This is a genomic window from Pseudomonas rosaeacicularis (genome assembly GCF_057128745.1).
Genome location: NZ_JBSKHT010000010.1, coordinates 177,928 through 203,547 on the forward strand (window position 1 = coordinate 177,928; position 25,620 = coordinate 203,547).

The 25,620-nt window shown below is 58.0% G+C and carries 21 protein-coding genes and 1 pseudogene; 16 read left to right on the forward strand and 6 right to left on the reverse strand.

Going from position 1 to position 25,620, the window contains the following annotated elements:
* Positions 1 to 46: 46 nt before the first annotated feature.
* Both betT and epsC read right to left on the reverse strand, forming a co-directional pair.
* Entirely contained in the window at positions 47 to 2,005 is a 1,959-nt protein-coding gene (betT, locus tag ACWKWM_RS14905; RefSeq protein WP_483846936.1) for a choline transporter BetT, read from the reverse strand.
* A gap of 383 nt (positions 2,006 to 2,388) precedes the next feature.
* On the reverse strand, positions 2,389 to 3,342 hold the full coding sequence (gene epsC, locus ACWKWM_RS14910) for a serine O-acetyltransferase EpsC (RefSeq protein ID WP_483846937.1): 954 nt from the start codon (positions 3,340 to 3,342) through the stop codon (positions 2,389 to 2,391).
* A gap of 217 nt (positions 3,343 to 3,559) precedes the next feature.
* Between epsC and ACWKWM_RS14915 the strand changes: the two genes are divergently transcribed.
* The 15 genes from ACWKWM_RS14915 to ACWKWM_RS14985 all read left to right on the forward strand — a co-directional run bounded on the left by ACWKWM_RS14915 (position 3,560) and on the right by ACWKWM_RS14985 (position 17,970).
* Positions 3,560 to 4,561, forward strand: coding sequence for a D-cysteine desulfhydrase (locus tag ACWKWM_RS14915; RefSeq protein WP_483846865.1), 1,002 nt, complete (start codon positions 3,560 to 3,562; stop codon positions 4,559 to 4,561).
* Between the two features lie 288 nt (positions 4,562 to 4,849).
* Positions 4,850 to 5,647 carry a cystine ABC transporter substrate-binding protein gene (gene tcyJ, locus ACWKWM_RS14920; protein ID WP_483846866.1) on the forward strand — a complete coding sequence of 266 codons (798 nt, stop codon included), beginning with the start codon at positions 4,850 to 4,852 and terminating at the stop codon, positions 5,645 to 5,647.
* A complete protein-coding gene (gene tcyL, locus ACWKWM_RS14925; protein ID WP_483837332.1) occupies positions 5,647 to 6,312 on the forward strand; it encodes a cystine ABC transporter permease in 666 nt (221 codons plus the stop codon). The genes tcyJ and tcyL overlap by 1 nt, the downstream gene beginning before the upstream one ends.
* Before the next feature lie 2 nt (positions 6,313 to 6,314).
* Positions 6,315 to 7,058 (forward strand): L-cystine ABC transporter ATP-binding protein TcyN, encoded by a 744-nt coding sequence (tcyN, locus tag ACWKWM_RS14930; protein ID WP_483846867.1) that lies wholly within the window; start codon positions 6,315 to 6,317, stop codon positions 7,056 to 7,058.
* 570 nt (positions 7,059 to 7,628) lie between these two features.
* Positions 7,629 to 8,363: a hypothetical protein gene (locus tag ACWKWM_RS14935; RefSeq protein WP_483846868.1), complete on the forward strand. Its 735-nt coding sequence runs from the start codon at positions 7,629 to 7,631 to the stop codon at positions 8,361 to 8,363.
* A gap of 552 nt (positions 8,364 to 8,915) precedes the next feature.
* Entirely contained in the window at positions 8,916 to 10,157 is a 1,242-nt protein-coding gene (locus ACWKWM_RS14940) for an SfnB family sulfur acquisition oxidoreductase (protein ID WP_483846869.1), read from the forward strand.
* Between the two features lie 22 nt (positions 10,158 to 10,179).
* A complete protein-coding gene (locus ACWKWM_RS14945) occupies positions 10,180 to 11,400 on the forward strand; it encodes an SfnB family sulfur acquisition oxidoreductase (RefSeq protein ID WP_483846870.1) in 1,221 nt (406 codons plus the stop codon).
* Positions 11,400 to 12,764: an LLM class flavin-dependent oxidoreductase gene (locus ACWKWM_RS14950; protein WP_483846871.1), complete on the forward strand. Its 1,365-nt coding sequence runs from the start codon at positions 11,400 to 11,402 to the stop codon at positions 12,762 to 12,764. The genes ACWKWM_RS14945 and ACWKWM_RS14950 overlap by 1 nt, the downstream gene beginning before the upstream one ends.
* A 144-nt stretch (positions 12,765 to 12,908) precedes the next feature.
* Positions 12,909 to 13,697, forward strand: coding sequence for a MetQ/NlpA family ABC transporter substrate-binding protein (locus tag ACWKWM_RS14955; RefSeq protein WP_483846872.1), 789 nt, complete (start codon positions 12,909 to 12,911; stop codon positions 13,695 to 13,697).
* Positions 13,698 to 13,699: 2 nt separating this feature from the next.
* Positions 13,700 to 14,824 carry a methionine ABC transporter ATP-binding protein gene (locus ACWKWM_RS14960; RefSeq protein ID WP_483846873.1) on the forward strand — a complete coding sequence of 375 codons (1,125 nt, stop codon included), beginning with the start codon at positions 13,700 to 13,702 and terminating at the stop codon, positions 14,822 to 14,824.
* Complete coding sequence (locus ACWKWM_RS14965; RefSeq protein WP_483846874.1) at positions 14,814 to 15,458, forward strand: methionine ABC transporter permease; 645 nt, start codon at positions 14,814 to 14,816, stop codon at positions 15,456 to 15,458. Before ACWKWM_RS14960 ends, ACWKWM_RS14965 begins: the two co-directional genes overlap by 11 nt.
* Positions 15,459 to 15,737: 279 nt before the next feature.
* Positions 15,738 to 16,316, forward strand: coding sequence for a hypothetical protein (locus tag ACWKWM_RS14970; protein ID WP_483846875.1), 579 nt, complete (start codon positions 15,738 to 15,740; stop codon positions 16,314 to 16,316).
* On the forward strand, positions 16,297 to 16,551 hold the full coding sequence (locus tag ACWKWM_RS14975; RefSeq protein ID WP_483846876.1) for an acyl carrier protein: 255 nt from the start codon (positions 16,297 to 16,299) through the stop codon (positions 16,549 to 16,551). Before ACWKWM_RS14970 ends, ACWKWM_RS14975 begins: the two co-directional genes overlap by 20 nt.
* A 64-nt stretch (positions 16,552 to 16,615) precedes the next feature.
* Positions 16,616 to 17,242 carry a class I SAM-dependent methyltransferase gene (locus tag ACWKWM_RS14980; RefSeq protein WP_483846877.1) on the forward strand — a complete coding sequence of 209 codons (627 nt, stop codon included), beginning with the start codon at positions 16,616 to 16,618 and terminating at the stop codon, positions 17,240 to 17,242.
* A gap of 230 nt (positions 17,243 to 17,472) precedes the next feature.
* The gene (locus tag ACWKWM_RS14985; protein WP_483846878.1) at positions 17,473 to 17,970 is read left to right on the forward strand and encodes a hypothetical protein; all 498 of its coding nucleotides are present in this window, start codon (positions 17,473 to 17,475) and stop codon (positions 17,968 to 17,970) included.
* Between the two features lie 260 nt (positions 17,971 to 18,230).
* Here ACWKWM_RS14985 and ACWKWM_RS14990 read toward each other — a convergent pair whose 3' ends face one another.
* The 4 genes and pseudogenes from ACWKWM_RS14990 to ACWKWM_RS15005 form a co-directional block, all read right to left on the reverse strand.
* Entirely contained in the window at positions 18,231 to 18,689 is a 459-nt protein-coding gene (locus ACWKWM_RS14990) for an REP-associated tyrosine transposase (RefSeq protein ID WP_483846879.1), read from the reverse strand.
* A 348-nt stretch (positions 18,690 to 19,037) separates the two neighbouring features.
* A pseudogene (locus tag ACWKWM_RS14995) lies at positions 19,038 to 22,079 on the reverse strand (efflux RND transporter permease subunit); the annotation flags it as partial.
* Positions 22,076 to 23,146 (reverse strand): efflux RND transporter periplasmic adaptor subunit, encoded by a 1,071-nt coding sequence (locus tag ACWKWM_RS15000; protein WP_483846880.1) that lies wholly within the window; start codon positions 23,144 to 23,146, stop codon positions 22,076 to 22,078. The gene ACWKWM_RS15000 and the pseudogene ACWKWM_RS14995, both read right to left, overlap by 4 nt.
* Complete coding sequence (locus tag ACWKWM_RS15005) at positions 23,143 to 24,234, reverse strand: efflux RND transporter periplasmic adaptor subunit (protein WP_483846938.1); 1,092 nt, start codon at positions 24,232 to 24,234, stop codon at positions 23,143 to 23,145. Before ACWKWM_RS15005 ends, ACWKWM_RS15000 begins: the two co-directional genes overlap by 4 nt.
* Positions 24,235 to 24,436: 202 nt before the next feature.
* Here ACWKWM_RS15005 and ACWKWM_RS15010 point away from each other — a divergent pair, with 202 nt between their 5' ends.
* A complete protein-coding gene (locus tag ACWKWM_RS15010; protein ID WP_483846881.1) occupies positions 24,437 to 25,603 on the forward strand; it encodes an AAA family ATPase in 1,167 nt (388 codons plus the stop codon).
* The last annotated feature ends 17 nt before the right edge of the window (positions 25,604 to 25,620 follow it).

Here is a 25,620-nt window from a genome sequence, read left to right on the forward strand (position 1 = left end):
TTGTCAGCAATATCTTGTATGGAGTCCGCCACAGAGTAACCCGCCGCTAGCGCACCAAATGTAAAAACTGCAGGTGCCGCTCGTATTGATCGAGGATGTCGTTGATCACCTGTTCTTTGGTGTAGCCCACCAGATCGTAATCCTGACTGCCCTCGCTCAAATGCACTTCAGCGCGGTAGTAACGTCGATTGTTCAGCTGTTTGGAGCCCATTCCACCTCGAGCGAACGATGGCGTGAAGTAGCCGCGCATCGTCACTTGATAGATGAACGGACGCTCTTCGCCGTGGCCAATCTCCAGGCCTACCGTGTGATTTTCAGGGTCCGGCTGGGTGACGACGCTCAAGCCCTTCTCAGCGAATACCGCCGTGACGTCTTCAATCGCCGGGCGCACGGTCTGCTCAAGGAAGCGATACACCTCGTCACGGGACGGGAACGCCACTGCTTGAGTCAAACGCTGTCGCCAGCCGCCCCGTCGAGCGGCGCCAGACACGGGCGCAAGCGAATACAACTGCGCGATCTGACGCTGTGACTCCATGTAGAACGCCTTGTGCAGCCCCCACATCATCAACAACAAAATCAGCGAGAACGGCAGCGAAGTCAGCACCACTGCGGACTTCAACGCATCGATACTGCCGGAGAACAACAGCCCGCTGGTGATCAATGCAGTCATCACGCCCCAGAACACACGCAGCCATTTAGGCCCGTCTTCGTCAGGGCTCCCGCCTTTGGCCGAGAGGGTCGACAACACCACGGTGCCGGAATCGGCTGACGTCACAAAGAACACAAAGCTGATGAACACCGTGACGGCAATGACCGTTTTGCTCCACGGGTAGTTTTCCAGCATCAGATACAACGCCATGGACGGATCGTCGATGGCGGCCTGGCCCAAGGCGGTCATGCCGTGGTTGAGCACTTGATCGATGGCGCTGTTGCCGAAGATCGACATCCACGCCAGCGTGAAACCCAGCGGGATCAACAGCACGCCACAGACGAACTCGCGGATGGTACGACCACGGGAAATACGGGCGATGAACAGGCCCACAAACGGTGACCAGGCGATCCACCAGGCCCAATAGAACACGGTCCAACCGCCGAGCCAGTCGCTCTTCTCGTTGTAGGCGTAGACGTCGAAACTCTTGACCGGCAACGCGCCCAGGTAATCGCCGATGTTCTGCACCAGCGTATTGAGCAAGTGCTGAGTGGGGCCGGCAAACAGTACAAACAGCAGCAACGCGCAGGCCAGCAGCATGTTGATATCGGACATGACGCGCACGCCTTTATCGACACCGGCAATCGCCACCAGAATCGCTGCGCCCATCATCAGCGTGATCAGCCCCACCTGAATCCATTGGGTGTGCGGGACGCCAAACAGGTAATCGAGCCCGGAGTTTAGGTGCAACACCCCAAAGCCCATGTCGGCGCCCAGACCAAAGATCGTCGCGATGATGCCGAAACCGTCCACCGCGTAGCCGATCGGGCCGTTGATGCGCTTGCCGATCAGCGGGTACAGCGCCGAGCGCAGGGCCAGCGGCAGGTTGTGGCGGTAAGCAAAATACGCGAGCGCCATGCCGACGAACGCGAATACCCCCCAACCGTGCAGGCCCCAGTGCAGAAACAGCAGCTGCATGGCCTGCCGCGCAGCTTCCGGATTGCCGCCTTGACCTTGGGGCGGCTGAAGCATGTGAGTCAGGGGTTCGGACACGCAGAAGAAAAACAGTGTGATGCTGATCCCGGCGGCGAACAGCATGCCGGCCCAGGACAGATAGCTGAACTCGGGCTCGTCATGGTCGGCGCCGAGCTTGATCTTGCCGTAGCCGGAGAGCGCCGTGAACACGACGAACAGCAGGTACAGGGTCATCGCCAGCATGTAGTACCAGCCGACCGTATTGGCAGCCCAGTTTTGGGCCGCCAACAACCATGCCCCAGAGGCCTCTGGAAAAGTGATGACGACTATGCCGAATATCAGAATGAAGCTGGCTGCAAAATAGAAAACCGGCCCATTCATGCGCACCGGTGAGCTGGAGTGAGCGTTGACGGCGCTCATGTGCGGCACGCGTCGGTGAATCGGACGTGAGAAGAAAAAAGCGGGTACGGCAAGGGTAAGCCTCCTGTTGTGAGCGGGCAGCGAACCACCGGTTTATATTGAACGAGCGTTCAATTAAAACACAAATAGCTACAAAAGGACCAATTGACGGCCTTTGGACGCTGGCTGACGCGAGGCTAAGACGTGCGGGATAAAGGGATCGTTCCCACTCGTCGGAGGCAGGTTTACTGACCGCGCAGATCGCCAAAACCCTGTAGGAGCCAACTTGTCGGCGAGCGCGTTCAACGGGCGAGACGCTTCGCGAACAAGTTCGCTCCTACAGATTGAGCTCCGACTTCGGCCGTTTACTTTTGACTGCCGTCATCATGCTGCAGGCTGGCCTGATTGACGTTGCTGCCGGCGGGCACGCCCCGCGTCAGCCAGACATTGCCACCGATAGTCGAACCCTTGCCGATGACAATCCGGCCCAGAATCGTCGCGCCGGCGTAGATCACCACATCGTCTTCAACGATCGGATGGCGGGCGTGGCCCTTCTGCAACTGACCATCTTCGTCTGCCGGGAAGCGCTTGGCGCCTAAAGTCACTGCCTGATAGATGCGCACACCCTCGCCAATGATCGCAGTTTCGCCGATGACCACACCCGTTCCGTGATCAATAAAAAAGCTCGGACCAATCTGCGCACCGGGGTGGATGTCGATGCCGGTGGCCGAGTGAGCCAGCTCCGAACTGATCCTGGCCAGCAACGGCAGGCCATTGCGATACAAGTGGTGCGCGAGCCGATGATGAATCACCGCCAGAATCCCCGGATAGCACAGCAATACCTCATCGACGCTGCGCGCGGCAGGATCGCCGTGATATGCCGCAAGCACATCGGTGTCGAGAATCCTGCGGATTGCTGGCAGGGCACTGGCGAAATCCTGAATCAGCCGCTCGGCATGCACGTCGGCACAGCTCGCGTCTTCCCCGCGTTGACGTGCGACATAACGCAATTCAAGACGCGCCTGGTGCAAGAGCGAGTTAAGAGCGACGTCGAGGGTGTGGCCGACGTAGAAGTCTTCGCTCTCTTCACGCAGATCGACCGGACCCAATCGCATTGGGAACAACGCCCCGCTCAGGGATTCGAGAATATCGCGCATGGCCTCGCGGGACGGCAGCTCACGACCGCCCATTTCGCCACTGACACGCCCGTTGAGGGTGCGCCAATCATCACGGGCAGCGCGCAGCTCACCGACGATCCGGTGCAATTGCCAATGACCGGTCAAGCCTTCGGCGCAAGCCTCTGAAGACGGTTCGGGAATAGTGCTCACGCAGGTTTCTCCTCAATTTGACGGTGCATCTGCCAAGACCCAGCCGACGGTTGCGCCACTCTACGGCAATCTTTTACGGCGAAAAAATAACAATTTTCGTGAGGCTTTAGAGCATAGGCCGTAAGTAATCGTTTGGTTGCCCTGTAGGAATCGTCTGCCTATAGTCCTGCGACCGGTCCTGCGACTCATTTGAAGACTCACCACCATCATGATCAAAGAACAACTCGCGCGCTTTAACCGTCTTCAATTGCTCGGCGCTCCAACGCCGCTGGAAAAGCTCGAGCGTCTGTCGAGGTGGGCCGGGCGCGATCTTTACGTCAAACGAGACGACATCACGCCATTGGCGCTGGGCGGCAACAAGCTGCGCAAACTTGAATATCTGGCCGCCGATGCTTTGGCTCAGGGCGCCGACACGCTGATTACCGCTGGCGCGATTCAGTCCAACCATGTTCGCCAAACGGCCGCACTCGCTGCCAAGCTGGGCCTTGGCTGTGTGGCACTGCTGGAAAATCCTATTGGCACCGACGACAGCAACTACCTGAGTAACGGCAATCGTCTGCTGCTGGACTTGTTCGACGCCAAAGTCGAGCTGGTGGAAAATCTGGACGATGCCGACGCGCAGTTGCAAGCACTGGCCGGGCGCTTGAGCTCCAGCGGCAAGAAGCCGTATCTGGTGCCGATTGGTGGCTCGAATGCCTTGGGGGCGCTGGGTTATGTACGCGCCGGCTTCGAGTTGGCCGAGCAGATTCAACAGACCGGGCTTGAATTTGCCGCCGTGGTCCTGGCCTCCGGCAGCGCCGGCACCCACAGCGGCCTGGCACTGGCGTTGGCCGAAGCCTTGCCGCACCTGCCGGTGATCGGCGTGACCGTGTCTCGTCCCGAGGAAACCCAAGCGCCCAAAGTGCAAGGCCTGGCCGAACGGACTGCCGAGTTGCTCGGTGTGCCATTGCCCTCGGCTTTCAAGGTGCAGCTGTGGGACGAATATTTCGGGCCGCGCTATGGCGAGCCGAACGCCGGCACCCTGTCTGCGATCAAGCTGGTGGCGAGTCAGGAAGGTCTGTTGCTGGATCCGGTCTACACCGGCAAGGCCATGGCGGGGTTGCTCGATGGCCTCGGTCGGCAACGCTTCAACGACGGTCCGATCATCTTTCTACACACAGGCGGTGCGCCAGCGTTGTTTGCCTATCCAGACGTTTTTTCCGAGCAGTAGCGGTCTGTAGGAGCCAACTTGTTGGCGAGGCGGCCCGAAGCGGTGTTTCAGGCATGTCGCCTCGCGAACAAGTTCGCTCCTACAGATCGGGCAAGGTTATATATTCAAATGGTATAAATTCGGCAGTTTTTATTATTTTTATTCCTATAGCCGCGCTCTTATCATCCACATCAGCACAGCGGTCGTAGCCCGGCAGGCCACTGAAAAAGCTGGATAAACTTTCAGGGCCACAGTAGCTTTCGTTCAGGTTTGATTCTTGCCTGACATTCCAATAAACAGGGGACTCTCATGAACATGTCTGCAATTCGCCGGACTTTTTTACTGTCGGCATTTAGCTTGGTACTGGGTACCGGTTTGGTCAGCCAAGCCATTGCTGGTGATCAACTCGATACGATCAAAAAGAACGGCACCCTCAAAGTTGGTCTGGAAGGCACTTATCCACCGTTCAGCTTTGTCGACGCCGACGGCAAGCTGACCGGTTTCGAAGTCGAGTTCTCCGAAGCGCTGGCCAAGGAGCTGGGCGTGAAAGTCCAGCTGCAAGCGACCCCATGGGCCGGCATCCTGGCCGCTCTGGAATCCAAGCGTCTGGACGTTGTCATCAACCAAGTGACCATCTCCGACGAGCGCAAGAAGAAGTACGACTTCTCTACGCCGTACACCATCTCCGGTATTCAGGCGCTGGTACAGAAGAAAGACGCGGACAAATTCAAGACAGCAGCTGACCTGAAAGACCACAAGATCGGCGTCGGCCTGGGCACCAACTATGAGCAATGGCTCAAAGAAAACGTGCCGGGCGCCATCGTCAAAACCTACGACGACGATCCAACCAAATACCAAGACCTGCGCGTAGGCCGTATCGACGCAATTCTGGTCGACCGCCTGGCAGCACTGGAACTGGTTGGCAAAACCAAGGACACCCTGGCCGTTTCCGGCGAACCGTTCTCTCGTCAGGAAGCGGGTATCGCCCTGCGCAAAGGCGAGCCGGAACTGTTGGCCGCTATCGACAAGGCCATCGACAAACTGCGCGCGGACGGCACTCTCGCCAAGCTGTCGCAGAAGTACTTCCAGGCTGATGTAACTAAATGATCGAATCGTTTTTCCAGCTCTTCTGGGAATCGTTGCCGTTCCTGCTCAAGGGGATGATGTACACCATTCCCTTGAGCCTGGGCAGCATGGTTTTCGGCCTTCTGCTGGGCTTCGGCCTGGCGCTGATGCGCCTGTCGCGCTTAACGATCGTGCGCGGCATCGCTCGGGTTTACGTGTCGTTCTTTCGCGGCACGCCGCTGCTGGTCCAGCTGTTCATGATCTATTACGGCCTGCCGCAGCTGGGGATCGAGCTTGACCCGATTCCCGCCGCGCTGATCGGGTTATCGCTGAACATGGGCGCTTACGCCTGTGAAATCCTGCGTTCGGCGATCTCTTCGGTAGATCGGGGGCAATGGGAAGCAGGCGCCAGTATCGGCATGACCCGCGCGCAAATCATGCGCCGGGCTATTTTGCCGCAAGCTGCGCGCACCGCCTTGCCGCCGTTGGGCAATAGCTTCATTTCGCTGGTCAAGGACACTGCCCAGGCCGCGACGATTCAGGTGCCTGAGCTGTTCCGTCAGGCGCAGCTGATTTCGTCGCGCACCTTCGAAATTTTCTCGATGTACCTCACCGTTGCGCTCATGTATTGGGTTCTTTCCACGATCCTGTCGCACTTCCAGAACCGCCTGGAAACCAGGGTCAATCGTCATGACGTGGAGGCCTGAAGATGATCGTGGTTGAAAAACTGACGAAGGAATTCCGTGGGGTTCAAGTGCTCAAGGGTATCGACCTGCGCGTCGAGCCCGGCGAAGTGGTGGCGATCATCGGGCCCAGCGGCTCGGGGAAAACCACGCTGCTGCGCTGCTTGAATTTTCTCGAAGAGCCCACCAGCGGCACCATCGTGGTAGGTGACATCAAGATCGATGGCAGTCGTCCACTGAGCCAGCAACAAGGCCTGATACGTCAACTGCGCCAGCACGTAGGCTTCGTGTTCCAGAACTTCAACCTGTTCCCTCATCGCACCGCGTTGGAGAACGTCATCGAAGGCCCGGTTGTGGTCAAGAAGATGGACAAGGAAAAGGCGCTGGCATTGGGTCGTAGTTTGCTGGCGAAAGTCGGATTGGCCGGCAAGGAGGACGCCTATCCGCGTCGCTTGTCAGGCGGCCAACAGCAAAGGGTGGCCATTGCGCGAGCGCTGGCGATGGAGCCGGAAGTCATACTGTTCGACGAACCGACTTCGGCGCTGGACCCGGAGTTGGTGGGCGAAGTCTTGACGACGATTCGGGCCCTGGCCGAGGAGAAACGCACAATGGTGATCGTCACCCACGAGATGAGCTTTGCGCGGGATGTGGCCAATCGGGTGGTGTTCATCGACAAGGGCGTGATCGTCGAACAAGGCGACGCCAAAGCGTTGTTCGCCAATCCGAAAGAAGAGCGCACCCGACAATTCCTCGAGCGCAGCAGGAACTGATCCTACACACGCACTGCCAAAAACGGCGCTAATCAGCGCCGCTTCTTACGGCCTCACATTTCCACAAGTTTTATCCCATCTAAAGACTGGATCAATCAGGCCAATCGACATTGGCGGGATCAATCGAGCTTTGCGCCGTAAACTTTGCAAATCAATTCCGACACGGCAAACCGCTAAATCCCGGCACTGCGCTCTTCGACCGTCGCGGCGAGCTATATCGCGCAACTTCCTACGCTTAGGGAAAACATCTCTTACAGCGAGTAGGAATAACTCTCTTCATAAATTTCAATTCGACGATCAAACTGTAGGACGTATCTTTGATTTATGAATTTTGTAGCACAACCCGAACATCGCCATTGACAGACGCTTGAAAACTCAATTACCTCAGGACTCACAGCCACGGCCGTTTATAACTATCAACTGGCAATTTGAGACTGATTGTAATGTTTGCCATAAGTCCGCACTCAGCGTGTACTAATCCCCGTTGAAAGACTTGCGCCATTAGTGCGTTCTCAAGGCGCTGCACCCTTACTCCAGATAACCAGCGCTACCCTGAAAGAGTGTTCTGACATGACCTACGACCCAAGCAAATTCGTACATCTCAAACTGTTCGCGCCCTATCTTCCACAAGCCAATAAACACGGGATCGGCCTTACTGCGGCATGCAATGTCGCCGTCAACATCGACCCTTATCCCGACATGGATATTGGCGATCTCATCGAACTGTTCTGGGGCGATTGTTACGTCGCATCGAAAGTGCTGACAGCGTCCGACATTGGCTACACCTCAATACTTCACGTACCAGAAAGCTTCCTCAACACCGGCAAGGTTAAAACCTGGTACAGCGTGAAAAAGATAGGCGGCGCACTGGCTCAATCGCCGTCCAGCAAACTGTGGGTCAAGCTGGATCCGCCCGGCGGGCAGTTGATCGAGCCCACGCTGGACGAAAACCAAGGATTGCCAGCCTTATCGTTTCCTGCGGCCATAATGCGCGACGGGCTGGCCCATAAATGCATCAACAAGGGCATTGACGTGGTGATCCAGCCGTATCCCAACATGGACGCTTATGACGAAATAACACTGCGCTGGGGTGATTCACGCATTGATTTGCCCGTAGTCATTCACGATCAAATTGGCAAGCCCATCACGTTTCATATTCCTGGCTCGCTCATCAAAGAAGCTGGCACGGACGAGCATCATGAAGTGACCTATTGCATCATCGACCGCGTGGGCAACAATTCGAGATGGGCTCCGCCGCGATTCATCAAGGTTCAGATTATTGAACAAACTGCATGCGAGGTTTAGCGGTTGCGATTATCTCTGCGCCGGCGTAGCCAGGGTTCAACGACTAATTCTGACTGCGTCGAGCGCAACAGCGGTAAGAAAGAGGGTGCAGCCATTAAATGGGAACCCGTGCACACATATTCGTCCTTACAGAAACTTCCCACATTATTTAAAACTTCGCCCTACATTCAGCCCAACAACTGAGCAGTCAAGCGCTGCTAGCCTTCGGTGAATCCTTCAATAGAGGCTCACTCATGAACAGCAGACGCATCGTAAAGTACATGCTCCTGACGCTGATACTCAGTTCTTGTCTGGCCTACGCCCAAACGACCTGACGCTAACCGCCGCTCCCCAGATGCGCCTCGGGCCAGCCCGACCTTCACCTTCTATGCTTATTCCAAAATCAGAGTTTATTTAGTTTTTATACGCGCTTAGGGTATATGCACCGGACCACCGGACCTTCGTCAGTTTCTTCGCCGCTCTCGCGGTTTTTTCTCGAGGTTCGCATGGTCATTTTCACAATTACCCCCGTGTATAACGCCAGGGCATTGAGCGCTTGCAGAGGTCGCCACCATGACTGATCTGAGCGCCGGTTCCGTCCAGCACACCCTGGACGTCGCGCCTCCCCTGTTGCCTACCACCGTACTGCGCAATGACGCCGAAGCCCTCGCCGCTGCCCACCAGCTGGCTGCCTCGGTGCGCCTGAGCGCGGCCAAACGCGACCGAGACCGGCAATTACCCTGGTCAGAAATCGAGCAATTTACCCGCAGTGGTCTGGGCGGCATATCGGTACCGCGCGCTTATGGTGGCGCCCACGTGTCATTCGTCACGGTTGCCGAGGTGTTCCGGATTCTGTCAGCGGCAGACCCTGCTGTCGGGCAAATCCCACAAAACCACTTCGGTATTCTCAACTCGCTGATTGGCAGCGCCAGCGAAGCGCAGAAAAAAGCTTTGTTCGCCGGCATTCTTCACGGATGGCGGATTGGCAATGGCGGCCCCGAGCGCGGCACCAAAAACACCCTGGATATCCGCACCCGTCTGACCGCTGACGGTGATCAATTCCTACTCAACGGGCAGAAGTTTTACTCCACCGGCGCGCTGTTTGCGCATTGGGTCGCGGTCAAGGCGTTGAACGACGAGGGCAAGCAGGTGCTGGTCTTCGTCGAGCGCGGTACGCCCGGCCTGCACATCGTCGATGACTGGTCCGGCTTCGGCCAACGCACCACCGCCAGCGGCACCGTGCTGTTGGAGAACGTACGCGTGAGCGGCGATCTGGTGATCGAAAACTGGAAGCTGGGTCTGGCTCCGAGCATTCAGGGGGCTGTGTCTCAATTGATTCAGGCCGCCATCGACGCAGGTATCGCGCGTGAGGCCATCGACGACAGCATCAGGTTCGTGAAAGAGCGTTCCCGCCCCTGGATCGAGGCCAATGTTGAGCGCGCCAGCGATGACCTTTATGTGATCGCCGACATCGGCAAATTAAAGCTCGAGCTGCACGCGGCTGAAGCGCTGTTGCGCAAAGCGGGTCGCGTACTGGATGACATTGCCGCCAGCCCGATCACTGAGCAATCCGCCGCCAGAGCCTCCATCGTTGTGGCAGAAGCCAAGGTGCTCACCACCGAAATCGCCCTGCTCGCCAGCGAGAAGCTGTTCGAACTGGCGGGCAGCCGCGCCACCCTTGCCGAATTCAACCTCGACCGGCACTGGCGCAACGCGCGGGTCCACACCCTGCACGACCCGGTGCGGTGGAAGGTCCACGCCGTCGGCGCTTATCACCTGAACGGCGCCCTGCCTGCCCGCCACTCCTGGATCTAACCAGACCACTGGAATCAATTTTATGAGCCTGACTCATTCGCTGCCTGAAACCCAGACGGCAGCCCCCATCGTGGTCGTCAAAGACGACGAACAAGCGCTGCATATCGCCCATGAGTTGGCAGCGCATTTCAAACAAGGCAGCAGCGTGCGCGATCGCGAACGCCGCTCGCCCCATGAAGAACTGGAGCAGTTTTCACGCTCCGGCCTCTGGGGTATCAGCGTGCCAAAAGCCTTCGGTGGCGCGGGCGTTTCCTACGTCACGTTGGCCGAAGTCATTCGCATCATTTCCGCAGCCGACGGCTCGCTGGGACAAATCCCACAAAATCATTTTTACGCGCTCGAAGTGCTGCGGGTGAACGGCAGCAACGAGCAGCAGCGACGTTTATTCGCGGAAGTCCTCTGCGGTCAACGCTTCGGGAACGCACTGGCCGAACTGGGCACTAAGAATGCCCATGACCGGACCACACGTTTGAGCCCCGACGGTGAGGGATTCCGGATCAATGGCCGTAAGTTTTATTCCACCGGCGCGCTGTATGCGCAGCGTATTCCGACATCGGTGATCGATGATGACGGCATTCAGCAACTGGCTTTCGTACCCGCCGATGCGCTCGGTCTGACCGTGATTAACGACTGGAGCGGCTTTGGTCAGCGCACCACTGGCAGCGGCTCGGTGGTGTTCGACAACGTGTTTGTCAGCGCGCAAGACGTGGTCCCGTTTCAAACGGCGTTCGAACGCCCGACCACCGTTGGCCCGCTGGCGCAAATTCTTCACGCGGCCATCGACACCGGCATTGCCCGCGCAGCATTTGAAGATGCGCTGCATTTCGTTCGCACTCGCACTCGGCCCTGGATTGATTCAGGCATTGAGAAAGCCGTTGACGATCCGCTGACGCTGCACAGCTTCGGCAAGCTCGGCATCCGCCTGCACGCCGCCGAAGCGCTGCTCGAACGTTCCGGCGAATACCTCGATCGCGCCCAGGCCGACAGCAGCGCCGATAACGTGGCAGCGGCGTCGATTGCCGTGGCCGAAGCCCGCGCCATCAGCACCGAAGTCTCGCTCGCTGCCGGCAGCACGCTGTTTGAATTGGCTGGGTCACAAGCAACGCTGGCCGAGTACAACCTCGACCGCCACTGGCGCAATGCGCGGGTGCATACGCTGCACGATCCCGTGCGCTGGAAGTACCACGCCATCGGCAACTTCTATCTCAATGACGTCAATCCGCCACGTCGGGGGACCATCTGATGAGTAAGAAAAAGATCCTCCTCAACGCGTTCAACATGAACTGCATCGGCCACATCAATCACGGTCTCTGGACCCACCCGCGTGACACCTCGACCCAGTACAAAACCGTTGAATACTGGACTGATCTGGCGAAGTTGCTGGAGCGCGGCTTGTTCGACGGGCTGTTCATCGCGGACATCGTCGGCGTGTACGACGTTTATCAACACTCCGTGGATGTGACGCTTGAGGAGTCGATCCAGCTGCCGGTCAATGATCCGCTGCTGTTGGTTTCGGCCATGTCTGCGGTCACCCAACACCTCGGTTTCGGGCTCACGGCCAACCTGACCTACGAAGCGCCGTATCTGTTCGCACGTCGCATGTCGACGCTCGATCACCTGAGCTGCGGTCGCGTGGGTTGGAACATCGTCACCGGCTATCTGGACAGCGCGGCCAAGGCCATGGGGCTGAATGAGCAGATCGAGCATGACCGTCGTTACGATCAGGCCGATGAATACCTGGAGGTGCTTTACAAGCTGTGGGAAGGCAGCTGGGAAGACGATGCGGTCATTGAAGATCGCCAAGCCCGGGTTTATGCCCAGCCGAGCAAAGTGCACAAGGTTCGGCACAAGGGCGAGTTTTATCAGGTGGAGGGCTATCACTTGTGCGAACCCTCCCCGCAGCGCACGCCAGTGCTGTTCCAGGCGGGCAGTTCGGAGCGCGGTTTGCAGTTCGCTGGCACCAACGCCGAATGCGTGTTCATCAGCGGCCAGAACAAAACCTCGACTCGGGAGCAAGTCGATAAGGTACGCGCCGCCGCCCAGGCCGCAGGCCGAAACCCTGACGACATCAAGGTATTCATGGGTCTGAACGTGATCGTTGGCGCAACCGAAGACGCAGCGCGCGCCAAGCACGCCGAATATCTGGAATACGCCAGCGCCGAAGCGGGTCTGGCGCATTTCGCGGCGTCTACCGGCATTGATTTCGCCGAATACGAGCTGGACGAGCCGATCCAGCACGTGAAGGGCAACGCCATTCAATCGGCGACCAAGATCCTCAAGAACAACGACTGGACCCGGCAAAAACTGCTCGATCAGCACGCGCTGGGCGGGCGTTACTTTACGTTGATCGGCTCCCCCGAGCAGGTGGCCGATGAGCTGGAATCGTGGATCGACGAAACCGGGCTGGATGGCTTCAACCTGACGCGCATCGTCACGCCGGAAAGCTACGAGGATTTCATTGATCTGGTGATTCCCGAGTTGCAACGGCGCGGCTCGTACAAGACTGCGTACGACCACGGCACCTTGCGCGAGAAGCTGTTTCCGGACGGCGGCGCGCGATTGCCGGATCGGCATGCGGGGGCGGGATATCGCAACACAGAATCATGATGTTCACAGCCTGATATGACGCCTTCGCGGACAGGTCCGCCCCCACAGCAAACCGCAATTGAACCGTGGGAGCGGACCCGTCCGCGAAGACTGACTCACCGACGCCGCTGCCTTTGAACCCAACAAATCACCGGACTACCGAACATGACAAAAACCCTCATCGCCCTGGCCCTCAGCGTTCTGACGCTGAGCACCCACGCCGCCGACAAACCGCTCAAAGTCGGTACCACTGCAGCTTTCGCCATCCCGCTGGAAGCCGCCGTGGCTGAAGCCGACAAGCAAGGGCTGAAGGTCGACCTCGTCGAGTTCACCGACTGGATCGCACCCAACGTCAGCCTCGCGGCGGGTGATATCGACGTGAACTACTTCCAGCACATTCCGTTTCTCGAAAACGCCAAGGCAGCGGCCGGGTTCAATCTGGTGCCGTATGCGCCGGGGGTCATCAATAACGTCGGCCTGTATTCGAAGAAGTACAAAAGCTTCGATGAGCTGCCGACCGGCGCCACAGTCGCCATCGCCAACGACCCGATCAACAGCGGCCGGGGCCTGCAATTGCTGGCCAAGGCTGGCTTGATCACCCTCAAGCCCGGTGTCGGCTACAAAGCCACCGAAGATGACATCACCGCCAATCCGAAGAAGATCAAACTGATTCAGGTCGAAGCCGTGCAACTGGTTCGGGCCTATGACGACGCCGATTTGGTGCAGGGCTACCCCGCCTACATTCGTCTGTCGAAAACCTTCGACGCAGGCTCGGCGATCTTGTTTGACGGCCTCGATCACCCTGAATACGTGATTCAGTTTGTGATCAAGCCAGAGAGCAAGAATGACCCGCGGCTGGCCAAGTTCATCGACATCTACCAGCACTCGCCGGTTGTCCGCGCCTCGCTGGACAGGGTCAACGGCACTCTGTACCAAGTCGGCTGGAAGGACTGAACATGAACGCGACGGTACAACGGCAGGTCCCTCTGAAACCCATTGCCCACCAGGCTGAGCACGCTCAACTGCACCCGGACAAGAGCCGCGCCCATGTGCGTTTCATTGGCCTGGGCAAGACCTATCAAGGTCATCAGGGGCCGGTCAACGCACTGCAAAACATTGATCTGGATATCCAGCGCGGTGAGGTGTTCGGGATCATTGGCCGCAGTGGCGCGGGTAAGTCTTCGCTGATCCGCACCATCAACCGCCTTGAGCAGCCGAGCACGGGGCGGGTATTGATCGATCAAGTGGACATCGGCGACTTCAACGAAGACACGCTGGTGGAACTGCGTCGGCGCATCGGCATGATCTTTCAGCACTTCAACCTGATGTCGGCCAAGACCGTGTGGCAAAACGTCGAGCTGCCGTTGAAAGTCGCAGGCGTCCCCAAGGATCAGCGCCAGCGCAAAGTGGCCGAACTGCTGGAACTGGTGGGGTTGCAGGACAAGCACAAGGCCTATCCGGCGCAGTTGTCGGGCGGGCAAAAGCAGCGTGTCGGCATCGCCCGCGCCTTAGTGCACGACCCGGCGATTTTGCTGTGCGATGAAGCCACCTCAGCTCTTGACCCGGAAACCACGCAATCGATTCTGGGGCTGCTGCGCGCGATCAATCAGCGCTTGGGTTTGACGATCATTCTGATCACCCACGAAATGGCGGTGATCCGCGAAATATGCGACCGGGTCGTGGTGCTGGAGCAAGGCCACGTCGTCGAGCAAGGCCCGGTCTGGCAAGTCTTCGGCGATCCGCAACACGAAGTCAGCAAGACCTTGCTCGCGCCGCTGCAACACGCTCTGCCGGAGGACTTGCAAGCCCGCCTTCACGTCCATCCCCAGCAGCCCGATGCGGCCTTGGTGCTGGACCTGCAATTCAGTGGCGCCGACAACAGTGAGCCTGATCTGTCGGCGCTGTTCAGCGCCTTTGGCGGCAAAGTCAGCTTGCTGCACGGCGGTGTCGAGCGCATTCAAGGTCGCTCCCTTGGGCATCTGGTACTGGCGATTGCCCATTCACCTCTCTCAACGGAAGAACTGCTCACTTGCGCCCGCAAGCTGGCGCAACACGCGAAGGTGCTTGGCTATGTGGTTTGATCGTTTGCTGCAAGGCGTCATCGACACCTTCCTGATGGTGGGCGTCTCATCGCTGATCGCGCTGATTCTCGGCATCCCGCTGGCGGTAATTCTGGTCACCAGCGGCAAGGGCGGCATCTACGAGGCGCCAAACCTGAATCGGGTGCTTGGGGCCATCGTAAACGTGTTCCGCTCGGTACCGTTTCTGATCCTGATGGTCGCGCTGATCCCCTTCACGCGACTGATCGTCGGCACCACCTACGGTGTCTGGGCTGCCGTGGTGCCGCTAACCATCGCCGCAACGCCATTCTTCGCGCGCATCGCCGAAGTCAGCCTGCGCGAAGTCGATCACGGTCTGATCGAAGCTGCCCAGGCCATGGGCTGTCGGCGCTGGCATATCGTCTGGCACGTGTTACTGCCTGAATCGCTGCCGGGTATCGTCGGCGGCTTCACCATCACACTCGTCACAATGATCAACTCCTCGGCCATGGCCGGCGCCATCGGCGCGGGAGGTTTAGGTGATATCGCCTATCGCTACGGCTATCAGCGCTTCGACACTCAGGTGATGCTGACAGTGATTGTGCTGCTGGTGGCGCTGGTGGCGGTTATTCAGTTGGGCGGGGATCGGTTGGCGTTGCGGTTGGATAAGCGCTAAGGGCTTATGAACGCACACTGTCTGTAGGAGCGAATTCATTCGCGAGAAATAATTCAGACGCCGAATGCTTGTCGGCTCTGCAGACGTCTCGCGAATGAATTCGCGCCTACAGAAAGTGCGGTGTGCAGGTTGTGCGCTTAAATAAATCTGTCCCTTTTTTGTAGGACGCATCCATAAAACGTGAGAGAAAGCTCTCGACGTGAGATCAGGCGAAAAACCGGGCAGATGATCAATTACGCTCCGAGCAGGAAAGCTACTTTCACTGCTTGGAGCTAGACCATGGAAGAAATAGACCTAACCACCGCTGTCATGGATGCAAACCTGGAAATCATTCGACAAGGGGTAAACCTTGGCCCCTCTACCCGGGTTGAGTTCAGCCTACGTAGTTCGATGATGAGTTCTTGCCCGGGCACATTGATTCTTCCGTCGCAATCTTGGACCAGTGGCGGCATTGGCCATGAAGTGATCAATGGAGTACGTAGAAACACGCCGGTACCGGACACAACATTCGAAACATTATGGAGATGTACCAAAGAGCATTACGGCCTGACTACGGCGACAGCACTTACTGCTGCTGCCGGCATACCCATCAGCAAAACAGCCATAGGTACGTGGGTCCACGCAGGGTCGAGCAAGACGACAAATATTTCGAGCCTGATTGGAATGCGCTTCTTCCCGCGGACCCTGATCAGGCAACCGACGGTGGCGAAATTGGCGAAGGCGACCTTTGGCACCGTCCGGGTTTTTGGCGTGATAGGTCGGGGAATTCCTTTCGTAGCGGTCGGGTTGGCAGCGTTTGACTTGGTTAGTATCGGACTGTGTGCGTACGAGGCAAAAAATGGAAACCGAGCACAATAAATCGCAGCTAACCGATGCCATCATTGATTTGTTCGTATCGATCATCGGCTTCATTCCTCGCAGCGAAGTCACAGCACAGACCAACTTCATTCACGATTTCGAAATCATCGACGATGACCTCACGTGCTTCATGATGCAGGTGAAGTGGCAATATCAATTGCAGGTGGCTCAAGAGGATTGGGATTGCATCGAGACCATTGAGGCGGTTGTGAATTTAGTCATCAGCAAACGCTGAACGATTGATTCAGGTTCGTCCGGGGGTATATTGACGGCTTCCCCCGCTCAGACTGCCGCCCGCCATGAAGCTTGATTCGCAGGACCTCGCCCAAATCACCTCCACTACGCTGGGTAATTACAACAGTACGGCCGAGGGCTTTCGCGAGGGTACGCGTGATCATGACGTGAGCCAGAACATCGATGCCCTGCTACGCCATATCCGCAGCGACAAGCCGTGGCAAATTCTGGATTTCGGCTGCGGGCCGGGTCGGGATTTGAAGACGTTTACCGCCATGGGTCACGTTGCAACCGGTCTTGACGGTTCGGAGCGGTTTGCCGAAATGGCACGCACCGACAGTGGCTGCGAGGTCCTGAAACAGAACTTCCTCGAACTTGATCTTCCCGTTGAACGCTTCGACGGCATCTTTGCCAACGCCTGTTTGTTTCATATCCCTAATCAGGAACTGCCGCGGGTGTTGCGTGAGCTGCGCGCCAGCCTGAAACCGGGCGGCGTGTTGTTCAGCTCTAATCCTCGGGGCCATAACCAAGAGGGCTGGAAGGGAGAGCGGTATGGCTCGTATCACGACCTCCAAGCATGGCGTGCCTTACTGACCGAGGCTGGTTTTGTTGAGTTGGAACATTACTTTCGACCGGCAGGGTTGCCCAGAGAGCAGCAGCCGTGGCTGGCGAGTGTTTGGCGCAAGGGGTGATGATTCCTGCGCTAACTATGGATGGTATTGCATTAATTATTTTTCCCCGTTGACATTCATGATGAACTGTTATTAAAAGAAGTCTGTCCCCAGGACTTCTTTTCGTTAAAATCCATTTAATGACTTGAATCAAAAATAGCGCGTTCCGGCATGTTTCTTTACGAAGCCCGGATACTCATGCGCTCGACTTTATATTAGCCATATTCAGCAACTTAAATGGTAGGTGACTTATGTCCGCAACTATTATCCATACTGCAACTAACCGACTGATCAATGGAAACTTCTCGACGAGCACACTTGAACCATGGACTGTTTCGGCGGAACGACATCACACGATCCGCAAGCACGATGACAACGAAGGCTACTTCATTCGCCTGCTACCCGGCACGACGCTGGCGCAGAGCACCAAAGGCATTACCCGCCGCGTGCGCGCCAGTTTCAGGGTGCGAGCGCCCAAGGTAGCCGCCGATGAATTTGCGTTTGGTGTAGTTTCTCTATTTATGGGCGGTGACGCCGTCGGAACGCCTGTTATGCGTGAAGTGAGAGCAACGTCTGAATGGCAAAACAAGGAGTATGTGTTTGAACTGCCGAACTTCCCGGTGATCGAGTGTAACTTTGCTGTCTCCTGCATGGGGCCGGTCAAACCTACTGATAAAAAAGACAACCCAGAGCTGGAGTTGGTGATCAGCTCGATGGATTACAGTGACTTCAAGCTTGAATATGTTTGATTCAAATCGGTGAAGTAGCTTAGGGGCGCCCCGTGATAGGCGTGGGCGCTCTCAATACACCGATCGTCAGCTTCGCGGGCAAGCCTCGCTCCAACAAGATCAACAGCTGACCGACGGCAGCCGTTGATACCGAGTCATCAGCTTCGCGGGCAAGCCTCGCTCCAACAAACCTCGAAGGCCCGTTGAGGCAAGGGCAGCGCTTTTGATTTTGTTGGAGCGAGGCTTGCCCGCGAAGCTGACGCCGCCGCATAAAGGTCGAGTCAGATCCAGATAGCATTCCAGAGCGGGTACTCTCCAACGCGCCGAACAAGACCGGCACGGACAGGGTTTAAAATCACGTAACGGGCGACAGCTTTTAGATCCTCCTCCCGGCGAAGGGCGCGATCATGAAATCCACGCTGCCAAATACTGCCTGTTCGCGCCAATGCCTTGTTTACCAAGTGATTGCCCTTCGATTTTGCACGGGCAACCACTTCGCTTAGCGGCTTCTCTCTCACCGCTATCAGCCAGTGGAAATGATCGGGCATTACCACCCAGGCCAATGAATCAACGGCGTGATCGCGGTCGGCCTGTTCAAATTGCTGTGCGACAAGTGCGCCGATTTTCCAGTCAGAAAAGAAGGGCTCGCGGTTTTTGGTGATCGCCGTGAGCAGATAGATTTGGCCGGACTCGCTGTGCCGGCCTTTTCGCGTGTTTCTTGTTTGGTAATGGGGCTGCATTCCATCGCCTTTGAGTTCTTCGAGAGGAACTCAAACGCTAGCGTGTTGGATGATTATCGAAGTCCGATTGCGTCGCGGAATGTGTCCACTCTTTGATACCGAGTCGTTAGCTTCGCGGGCAGCCTCGCTCCTACAGGAGCGGGAAGTCCTGCTGGTGCGAGGGCAGCGCTCTTGATCTTGTTGGAGCGAGGCTTTCCCGCGAAGCTGTCACCGCGCAGGCGCTGGCTCCCCGCGATCCTCATCATCCGCATCCGCATCCGCATCCGCATCAGTGCCCGAGCCCGAGCTTGAGTCATCATCCTTCCTAGCGTTCTTATCAGCCTCAGCCTTTTTACGATCCTCATCACTAGGCTCTCTGATCTTGTACCAGGCCACATACAGCGCGGGCAGGAACAACAACGTCAGCAACGTCGCGATGATGATGCCGCCGATCATCGCGTAGGCCATCGGGCCCCAAAACACTTCGCGAGCGATAGGGATCATGCCCAGGCTCGCAGCCGCAGCAGTCAACAGAATCGGCCGACGACGATGCTCGGTCGCCTCAGCCACCGCATCCCACGGCAGATAACCGGCTTTCTCGTAAGCGTCGATCTGCGTCACCAGAATCACCGAGTTGCGGATGATGATGCCGATCAACGCAAGAATCCCGAGGATCGCCACAAAACCCATTGGCGTTCCCGTTGGCACCAGCGCCAGCACTACGCCGATCAGCCCAAGCGGTGCAACGCTGGCCACAAGGAACATCTTCTGCACACTGTGCAGCTGAATCATCAGGAACGTCGCCATCAGGAAGATCATCAGCGGCACGACCTTGGCAATCGGGCCTTGCGCCTTGCCGCTTTCCTCCACAGTCCCGCCGGTAGCGACTTTGTAGCCGCTGGGCAAACCGGCAGCAAACTTGTCGATCTCAGGCTTGAGTTCCTTGACCAGATCGGTCGGCTGCATATCGTCGCGCACGGCCGCCTTCAGGGTGATGGTCGGCTTGCGATCGCGACGCCACACCAGCGGCTGCTCCAGTTCATAACGCACCGTGGCGAACGCCAGCAACGGAATCGACGTCCCGCCAGGCGTCACGATCTGCAGGTTTTGCAGGGTCTCGGGCGAACCGCGCTCAGCATCTTCGGCGCGCCCAACTACGTTGATCAGGTAAATATCATCGCGCACCTGGGTCACTGCAGAACCGGTGACGATGCTGTTCATCAATTGCGCCACGTCCTCGGAGGACAGTCCCAACTGCCGCGCCTTGTCCTGGTTGATGTCGATCCGCAGGACTTTGCCCGGCTCATTCCAGTCGTAAATCATCTCACCGATGTGCTGGTTTTTGTCCAGCAGCGTTGCCAGGTCGATGGCGTGCTGGCGTACCTTGTCGATGTTCTCGCCGCTGACTCGATACTGAATCGGACGCCCCACCGGCGGGCCCATTTCCAGCGCCTGCACGTAGGTGCCGATGCCGACGAAATCCTTGCGCAGCCGCTGTTTCAAACGCTCGGTCAACGCGCCCCGCTCTTCAAGCCCTTTGCTGACGATGACCAGTTGCGCGTAGTACGGGTTTTCAAGCTGTTGGTCCAATGGCAGATAAAAACGCAGCGCGCCCTGGCCGATGTAGGTGCTCCAGCGCACGATGTCCGGATCATCCTTGAGCGTGGCTTCCAGGCGATCCACGGCTTTGCGTGTCTCATTGATCGAAGCGTTTTGCGGCAGGTTCAGATCCACCAAAATCTCGGGCCTGTCTGACGATGGGAAGAACTGGTTCTGCACGAAACGCATGCAAAACAGAGACACGGCGAAGATCAGGATTGTGATGATGATGGTCAGCCAGCGATGGCGCATGGCCCAGAACATACTGCCGTTGAAGGCCCGGGCGATACGGCCTGGCTTGGCGTGTTCGTCTTTCTTCTTCACGTTTTCGCTGAGGATGTGCACCCCGATGACCGGCGCGAACAACACGGCCACCACCCACGACACCAGCATCGCCACGGCAATCACCGCGAACAGCGTGAAGGTGTATTCCCCCGCGGAGCTAGCGTTCAGGCCAATCGGCACAAAACCTGCGACGGTCACTAGCGTACCGGTGAGCATCGGGAACGCGGTCGAGGTGTAGGCGAACGTTGCGGCTTGCTCTTTGGTATCGCCCATTTCCAGGCGCGTGACCATCATCTCCACGGTAATCATGGCATCGTCGACCAGCAGGCCGAGGGCGATGATCAACGCGCCCAATGAGATCCGTTGCATGGTGATGCCGCTGTATTCCATGAACACAAACACCATGGCCAATACCAGCGGAATCGAGCACGCCACTACTAATCCGGCGCGCATCCCGAGGCTGATGAAGCTGACGATCAACACGATCACCACCGCCTCGAAAAGCGCGCTGGTGAAGCCACCGACAGCTTTTTCGACTACTTGCGCCTGATCCGACACATTGTGTACGCCGACGCCGACCGGCAAGTCGCCGGTGGCTGCGTCCATTTTCGCGTGCAGCGCTTTGCCGAATTCCTGGACGTTGCCGCCCTTCTTCATGGCAATCGCCAGACCGATCGCCGGCTTGCCGTTGAAGCGGAACAGGGGCTTGGGTGGATCAACGTATCCGCGTGAAATCTCAGCGATGTCACTCAGGCGATAGAAACGATCATTGAGCCGCAGGTTGACGGCGGCCAGGTCCTTTTCCGATTCAAACTGACCGGAAGTTCGCACGGAAATGCGCTCAGGCCCCGCTTCGATTACTCCCGCTGGCGTCACGGTATTTTGCGATTGCAGGCTTTGCACCACTTGCCGCTGATCCAGCCCGAGCGCGGCCAGCTTGCGGGTGGAGAAATTGAGGTACAGCACTTCGTCCTGCTGGCCGACCATTTCAACCTTGCCCAGGCCCGGCACATCGCGGATCTGCACGCGGACCTCTTCGACGTAATCACGCAGCTGGCGCATGGTCAGGCCGTCTGCCGTGAACGCGTAGATCGAGCCGTAGACATCACCGAACTCGTCGTTGAACGCTGGACCTTGCAGCCCCTGCGGAAACTGCCCTCGGATATCGTCGATCTTCTTGCGCACCTGATACCAGATGTCAGGAATCGCCTTCGCATCGGTGGTGTCGCGCAGGTAAACGAAGACGGTTGATTCGCCAGGCCGCGTATAGCTTTTCACGTAATCGAGAGAATCCAGCTCTTCGAGTTTCTTCTCGATCCGGTCGGTGACCTGTTCAAGCGTTTCATCCACCGTCGCGCCGGGCCAACGGGTCTGTATGACCATGGTCTTGATGGTGAAGGATGGATCTTCCTCGCGCCCCAGGTTCATGTAGGAAAAAACGCCCATCAGCAGCCCGACGAACATCAGGTACCAGACGAAGGATTGGTGTTTCAGCGCCCAATCGGAGAGGTTGAACTTCCCTTTCATTTCGGGCTTTCCTTATCGACTTTGACTTTCTGCCCCGGCTTGAGGCTGTTTACGCCGGCCGTCACGACACGTTCGCCAGACTTGAGCCCACCTGCCAGCACGATGCGATCATCCTCTCGGCTGAGCACTTTGACCTCGCGCGGCGAGACCGTCTGGTTTTGCATGTCGATGGTCCAGATTTGTGTCTTGCCGTCGACCTCCTGCAGAGCAGTGACGGGCAATTCGATGCGCGGTTCGATGGCTGAACTGGCGGTCACGCTGATCGCCGTACCCAAGCGGAATGCAGCTGGCGTATCGGCGAGAGTCAAACGGGCGCGGCGCGTGCGCGTGCTGCGCTCGGCTTGCGGCTCAAGTTCTCGAACAGTCGCTGTGGTGTTGATACTCGGCTCCAACTGACTCGCGACCGTAAACACGACATCGGGCGGCAATTGTTCGGCGAGCCCGGCAGGCAGATCGATCACGGCTTCCTTGATATCGGGACGCGCCAGCGTGACCACCTGCTCACCGGCACTGACCACCTGACCGGCCTCGACCTTCCATTCGGTGACCACCGCGTCGTGATCAGTGCGCAGCTCGCTGTAGCTCAATTGATCCTTTGCCTGTTGCAGCGCGGCCTTGCCCTGATCGTATGAAGATTGCGTGGTTTTCAAATCTGTCACGGCCACGTCCAACGCCGCCTGCGCGCCGACACCGCGATCAAACAATTCCTGCTGGCGGCGGGCGTTGGCCTGCGCATTGATCAGCTGTGCCTCAACGCGAGCCAGATCGCCTTGGGTGGAGCGGACCTGATTCTGTTGGTCGGTGGGGTCAAGCACAGCTAGCAAGTCACCTTTTTTGACTTCGCTGCCAACATCCACTTTGCGTTGCGCGATACGGCCCGACACCCGAAAACCGAGGGTGCTTTCATAGCGGGCGGCGATATTACCGGCAAAGCGACCCAGGCTTTGTTCCGATTGAGACTGGACTTCGACAAACAGCACCGGACGCACCGGTTCAGGTGGCGGCTCGTCCTTGCCGCATGCGCTTAGCAAAGCGCCAAGCAGCACGATACCTGTAACGCGCTTCATGGGTGCGCTCCGGTCTGCTGCTTATAGACGTCAGCAAGCTCGACCTGCATGTCCGGGTGCAGCAATTGTCCACCAGCCACCACCACTTTATCTCCGTTTTTCAAGCCATCGCTGACCACGATCTTGCTGGTCAGATAACGACCAACCGTCACTGAACGCAGGTTGGTTTTGTTCTGATCATCGACAACCCACACCGCCGGCTGTCCCAATTGGTCGCCCAAACCTTTGGTCAGCGCGGACCACGGCAGTTCGACACTGGTCTTGGCCGGTACCGTCAGCGCCGCGCTGACCACCGAGCCTAACTCCATGCCGGCCGGCAGCGAACTGAGTGCAATCTTCACCTGCAGGGTTCCGGTCTGCGCCGACACCGCAGGGGTGACTTCCCGGACTTTGCCAGACGTTTTGATTTTCGGATTGTCGAGCAGTGTCACGTCCACCGGCAGATTGGTCGGCGGATCGACAAACAGCGACTCGTAGACGTTGAACACCGCGTCCCGATCGCCGTCGCGGGCAAGGCTGAAAATCGGCGCGGTCGCCTGTACAACCTGGCCGACTTCGGCCTGACGCGCAGTAATGATGCCCGGCGCTTCGGCTATCAGCGCGGTGTAGCTCAGTTGCTCGCGGGCATTGGACAGCTGCGCCTGCGCGGCTTTGAGCGCGCTCTGGCTGCTGCGCAAGGCGGCTTGCGCTGAGTCATATTCGCTGTGGCTGGTGTAGCCCTTGGGCAGCAGTTTTTGCTGACGAACAAACGCGGCACTGGTTTGTTTGACGCGGGCCTGTTCAGCGGCTTCGGCGGCAATGGCCGAATCGACGTTGGTCTGCAGGTCTTTGGGATCGAGTTTGGCGAGCACCTGCTTGGCCGAAACCCGGTCGCCGACGTCCACCATGCGCTGGATGATTTTGCCGCTGACGCGGAAAGACAGTTGCGTCTGCACTCGCGCCTGCACATCGCCTGTGAGCGCGACAGCGGCTGCGTATTCAGTGGTTTTGACTTCTTGAATCTGCACTCGCGGAAGCTCGGGTTCTTGCGGCTTTTCTTTGCCACAACCGGCAAGAAGCGCCAGGCACAGGGCAGCGCCGACAGACATGAGGCCAGAACGTAAAAAAAAGGGTTGAGCCGGCATGCAAACTCCTTGTGCCAATGCCATTCGCTGCGACGATCCGAGCGGTGCGCTTGAGGACGTGATCGCGCTGTGATCATGCGACTGTGAGCGTAGATCAGGGTTCCTTGCGCGGCTAAACTCCCTTGGACGCTGATGCGTTCAAACCACCGCCGCCATGGAATGCCCGATGCTCACCACCCTCGCTGTCGCCAACTATCGATCAATCAATACACTGGTTGTACCGCTTGAGCGGCTGAATTTGATTACCGGCCCCAACGGCAGCGGAAAATCCAATCTCTATCGCGCCCTGCGCCTGCTGGCTGAAACCGCTCAGGGCGGGGTGATTAATGCGCTGGCTCGCGAAGGCGGCCTGGATTCGACGTTTTGGGCCGGGCCGGAAAGCATCAGCCGGCGTATGCGTAATGGCGAGGTGGAGATTCAGGGCGGGCCACGCAAAGACGTGAAGCGCTTGCGACTGGGCTTTGCCGCTGAAGATTTCAGCTACGCCATTTCTCTCGGCCTGCCGCCGCCACCTGGCGCTCCTACCGCGTTTTCGCTGGACCCGGAAATCAAGCGCGAATGCATCTGGGCCGGCGCGCTGTATCGCCCTGCCACCTTATTGGTAGATCGCAAAGGTCCGATGGTGCGCACGCGGGAGGGTCGGGAGTGGGATGTGTTGGCGCAAAGCCTGCCGACGTTCGACAGCCTGTTCGATCAAGTCGGCAGCTTGCGCGCGTCGCCGGAAGTGCTGCGTTTACGCGAAAGCATTCGTGGCTGGCGCTTTTATGATCATTTTCGCAGCGACGCCGAAGCGCCAGCCCGCCAACCCCAACTCGGCACGCGCACGCCGGTCCTGCACCACGACGGTCGCGACCTGGCCGCTGCGTTGCAAACCATCCGTGAAATCGGCGACCCCGAAGCGCTCGACGCCGCGATAAGCGACGCTTTCCCCGGCGCCCGCGTGAAGATCAACGCCGCGGCAGGCGGCCATTTTGCCATCGAGTTTTATCAGCAAGGTTTGTTGCGACCGTTATCGGGGGCGGAACTGTCGGACGGCACCTTGCGCTATCTCCTGCTGATTGCCGCACTGCTGACCCCACGCCCACCGACGATGATGGTGCTGAACGAGCCGGAAACCAGCCTGCACCCTGACCTCTTGCCCGCGTTGGCGCGATTGATCATTCGGGCCTCCCAGCATTGCCAGGTCTGGGTCGTATCCCACGCCAGCCGCTTGATCATCGCCTTGGAGCAAGACCCCGCGTGCAACTCCATCGTCCTGGAAAAAACCCTTGGCCAGACAGAGATTGTCGGCCAAGGGATGCTTGATCAACCGGCTTGGCATTGGCCGGATTGAGGCTCAGCCGTTCATCT

What these genes read in the sequence shown, in the direction of transcription:
- ACWKWM_RS14945 (WP_483846870.1), top strand. Translation starts at nt 10,180, where the DNA reads ATGAGCCTGACTCATTCGCTGCCTGAAACCCAGACGGCAGCCCCCATC.
- ACWKWM_RS14935 (WP_483846868.1), top strand. Translation starts at nt 7,629, where the DNA reads ATGACCTACGACCCAAGCAAATTCGTACATCTCAAACTGTTCGCGCCC.
- ACWKWM_RS15000 (WP_483846880.1), bottom strand. Translation starts at nt 23,146, where the DNA reads ATGAAGCGCGTTACAGGTATCGTGCTGCTTGGCGCTTTGCTAAGCGCA.
- ACWKWM_RS14980 (WP_483846877.1), top strand. Translation starts at nt 16,616, where the DNA reads ATGAAGCTTGATTCGCAGGACCTCGCCCAAATCACCTCCACTACGCTG.
- ACWKWM_RS14955 (WP_483846872.1), top strand. Translation starts at nt 12,909, where the DNA reads ATGACAAAAACCCTCATCGCCCTGGCCCTCAGCGTTCTGACGCTGAGC.
- ACWKWM_RS14975 (WP_483846876.1), top strand. Translation starts at nt 16,297, where the DNA reads ATGGAAACCGAGCACAATAAATCGCAGCTAACCGATGCCATCATTGAT.
- ACWKWM_RS14965 (WP_483846874.1), top strand. Translation starts at nt 14,814, where the DNA reads ATGTGGTTTGATCGTTTGCTGCAAGGCGTCATCGACACCTTCCTGATG.
- ACWKWM_RS14950 (WP_483846871.1), top strand. Translation starts at nt 11,400, where the DNA reads ATGAGTAAGAAAAAGATCCTCCTCAACGCGTTCAACATGAACTGCATC.
- ACWKWM_RS14915 (WP_483846865.1), top strand. Translation starts at nt 3,560, where the DNA reads ATGATCAAAGAACAACTCGCGCGCTTTAACCGTCTTCAATTGCTCGGC.
- ACWKWM_RS14990 (WP_483846879.1), bottom strand. Translation starts at nt 18,689, where the DNA reads ATGCAGCCCCATTACCAAACAAGAAACACGCGAAAAGGCCGGCACAGC.
- tcyN (WP_483846867.1), top strand. Translation starts at nt 6,315, where the DNA reads ATGATCGTGGTTGAAAAACTGACGAAGGAATTCCGTGGGGTTCAAGTG.
- ACWKWM_RS15010 (WP_483846881.1), top strand. Translation starts at nt 24,437, where the DNA reads ATGCTCACCACCCTCGCTGTCGCCAACTATCGATCAATCAATACACTG.
- ACWKWM_RS14970 (WP_483846875.1), top strand. Translation starts at nt 15,738, where the DNA reads ATGGAAGAAATAGACCTAACCACCGCTGTCATGGATGCAAACCTGGAA.
- ACWKWM_RS15005 (WP_483846938.1), bottom strand. Translation starts at nt 24,234, where the DNA reads ATGTCTGTCGGCGCTGCCCTGTGCCTGGCGCTTCTTGCCGGTTGTGGC.
- betT (WP_483846936.1), bottom strand. Translation starts at nt 2,005, where the DNA reads ATGAATGGGCCGGTTTTCTATTTTGCAGCCAGCTTCATTCTGATATTC.
- ACWKWM_RS14940 (WP_483846869.1), top strand. Translation starts at nt 8,916, where the DNA reads ATGACTGATCTGAGCGCCGGTTCCGTCCAGCACACCCTGGACGTCGCG.
- ACWKWM_RS14985 (WP_483846878.1), top strand. Translation starts at nt 17,473, where the DNA reads ATGTCCGCAACTATTATCCATACTGCAACTAACCGACTGATCAATGGA.
- tcyJ (WP_483846866.1), top strand. Translation starts at nt 4,850, where the DNA reads ATGAACATGTCTGCAATTCGCCGGACTTTTTTACTGTCGGCATTTAGC.
- ACWKWM_RS14960 (WP_483846873.1), top strand. Translation starts at nt 13,700, where the DNA reads ATGAACGCGACGGTACAACGGCAGGTCCCTCTGAAACCCATTGCCCAC.